General features: G+C 66.1%; 3 protein-coding genes. All 3 read right to left on the bottom strand.

Annotated elements, in window-relative coordinates; all coding sequences use genetic code 11:
* Nucleotides 1–778 (bottom strand): nucleoside hydrolase (locus ACE3OO_RS20140; RefSeq protein WP_374305882.1); only part of this gene is annotated, 778 nt, incomplete at its 3' end.
* A 9-nt stretch (nt 779–787) separates the two neighbouring features.
* Nucleotides 788–1,519: an RlmE family RNA methyltransferase gene (locus tag ACE3OO_RS20135; RefSeq protein ID WP_374305880.1), complete on the bottom strand. Its 732-nt coding sequence runs from the start codon at nt 1,517–1,519 to the stop codon at nt 788–790.
* A gap of 36 nt (nt 1,520–1,555) precedes the next feature.
* Nucleotides 1,556–2,596 (bottom strand): Ppx/GppA family phosphatase, encoded by a 1,041-nt coding sequence (locus tag ACE3OO_RS20130; protein ID WP_374305878.1) that lies wholly within the window; start codon nt 2,594–2,596, stop codon nt 1,556–1,558.
* Between the last annotated feature and the right edge of the window lie 86 nt (nt 2,597–2,682).

The following is a 2,682-nucleotide window of genomic DNA, read 5'->3' as shown; positions in this document are numbered from 1 at the left end:
CCCTGAACCGCGCATGATTCACGGCAAAGAGATCCGGGCGCAGCAGGTAGACCATCACCAGCGGATCGAACAGCGCATCGGCCTTGGATTCGTGGACATAGGCGCGCAGCAGATCGGCCACGTGGCGGGCCACCTTCGTGCCGGCCGCCTCGATCCGGGCGATCCGCGCCGGCGTGGCGCTCACCGGCCGCGCCGTTTCGATGGTGACCAGGGTCATCGGCACACCGCTTTGGCAGACGATGTCGGCCGCCTCCGGGTCGAGCCAGAAATTGTATTCGGCATGCGGCGTCGCGTTACCGCCGCCCGGGGTCGCGGCGCCGCCCATGACGATCATCTCTTTGATGCCGGCCCGCGCCGCCGGATGGTCGCGGAGCAGGCGCGCGATGTTGGTGAGCGGGCCCAAGGGCGCCAGGGTGACGCTGGCCGGTGCCGCCTTGGTCAGCTGTGCCGCCATCCAGGCGACGGCATCGGTGCCGTCGACCACGCGCGATGCTGAGGGCAAGCCGATGCCGCCAAGCCCGTCGCTGCCATGAACACCCCAGCCGCTGCGCGCATAGGAACGGGTAAGCGGCTGGTCGGCGCCGATATGGACCGGAAGGTGGCTGCGGCCGGTGGCATCCAGAATACGCACGGCATTCAGGGCGCATGGGGCGGCATGGCCGTTGCCGAAAACGACGCTGAGGCCCAATACGTCAAGCTCGGGTGCCGAGAGCGCCAGCCAGATGGCGATGGCGTCGTCCACGCCGGGATCGGTGTCGATAAGGAGCGGTATCGCCATGGCGGCGGTCTATTTCCGGAAACCTAGCGCCACGACATAGATCTCGGCGGAATCCTTGCGGCTGGCATCCGGCTTCACATGCTTTACATTGCCGAAATGCTTTTTCAGCTGCGCCAATAGCTCGTTGGTGGCCCCGCCCTGCAGCACCTTGGCGATGAAGGTGCCCCCCGGCGCCAGCACTTCGCAGGCGAAATGAAGGGCGGTTTCGGCAAGGTCGATGATCTTCAAATGATCGGTCTGCGCGTGGCCGGTCGAGGACGCCGCCATGTCGGAGAGTACGACATCGGCCTCGCCTTCCAGCAGCGCTTTCAGCTTGTCGGGTGCGGAGGCATCCATGAAATCGAGCTGGATGATGGTGGCGCCGGGAATGGGTTCGACGGCCTGCAGATCGATGCCGATCACCTTGCCGCGGCCATCGGCCGAATGCACGCGGTCGACCGCCACCTGGGTCCAGCCGCCGGGGGCGGCACCCAGATCGACGACGCGGCCGCCGATCTTGAAGAAATGAAACTTCTCGTCGAGCTGCAGGATCTTGAAGGCCGCGCGCGAGCGATAGCCGCGCTTCTTCGCTTCAGCGACGTAAGGATCGTTGAGCTGCCGGTTGAGCCACATGGTCGAGGAGAGAGAGCGCTTATGCGCCGTCTTCACCCGCGTCGTCAGGCCGCGCCCGGTCACGGTGCCTTCATCCCTGCCGCCGCCGCGTGATCCGCCGCGGCCGCCGCCTCCCCGGTTGTTATGCATGGGGTGCAATCATCATGTTGGAAAACTCCTGAAACGCTAGAATTCGCTGGCGGCAACCAGTTCGGGCGCTGCCGTGAGATCAGCCGGACGTTCGTCGTCGCCATAGGCATAGACATTGTCGGGTGCTGTCCCGGTCATGAGGCTCATCAGAATGCCCTCGCGCACACCACGATCGGCGACGCGCAGGGTGCCGACCGGCCACAATTTGCAGATGGCGGAGAGAATGGCACAGCCGGAGAGCACCAGATCGGCGCGCTCGACGCCGATGCAGGGCAGGGTGGCACGGCCGCGGCAATCGCGTTTGGCAAGATCGCTGCTGATGCGCTCGACATCGCCGAAGCGCAGATAAGACCCATCGACCAGGCTGCGTTCATAGCGCGCGAGACCCAATTGGATGCCGGCCAAGGTTGTCACCGTGCCGGAGGTCCCCAGCATCTGGACCGCACCTTCGCTGATCAGGCGACCGGCGCCAATGGCGCGGCGGAAGGGGTCGAGCTCGCCCGCCACCTTGTCGACCATGCGCCGATAGAAACCCATGGGCGGTTCGCCTGCAGCGGCTTCGGCGCCGAATTCCTCGGTGAGGCTCACCACGCCGAAGGGCATGGAATGCCACGCCACCATCTGCGGCGGGCGGCCAGGCCGCAGGCGCAGCCAGCCAAGCTCGGTCGAGCCGCCGCCGATATCGAAGACGATGGCATGGGCGATGTTGCGATCAAGGAGCGGCGTGCAGCCCTTGAAGGCGAGATCAGCCTCTTCGCCGGACGTGATGATGTCGAGGGCAATGCCGGCCTCGTCGCGGGCGCGGTCGACGAAGCTCAGGCAATTGTCGGCGCGCCGGCAGGCCTCGGTCGCCACGGCCCGGGCGAGGCTCACGCCACGCCGCTCCATCTTGGCCGAACAGATCTTCAGCGCCTCGATGGTGCGGTCCATGGCCTCAAGCGACAGCCGGCCGCTTTGCGACACGCCCTCGCCCAGCCGCACGATGCGGGAAAAGGCGTCGATGACCTGATAGCCGCTGGCACCCTGCCGTGCGATAAGCAGGCGGCAGTTATTGGTGCCGAGGTCCAAGGCGGCCATGATCTGACCGGGCTTAGCCGCACGCGTACGCCAAAGCGCAGGTGCCGGCGACCCGGATAATGCACCGTTCACGCGTAATGCTCCTC

Source organism: Ferrovibrio sp. (assembly GCF_041906005.1).
Lineage (GTDB): Bacteria > Pseudomonadota > Alphaproteobacteria > Ferrovibrionales > Ferrovibrionaceae > Ferrovibrio.
The sequence above is the reverse complement of the archived record's forward strand: the minus strand, read 5'-3'. Positions and strand labels throughout refer to the sequence as shown.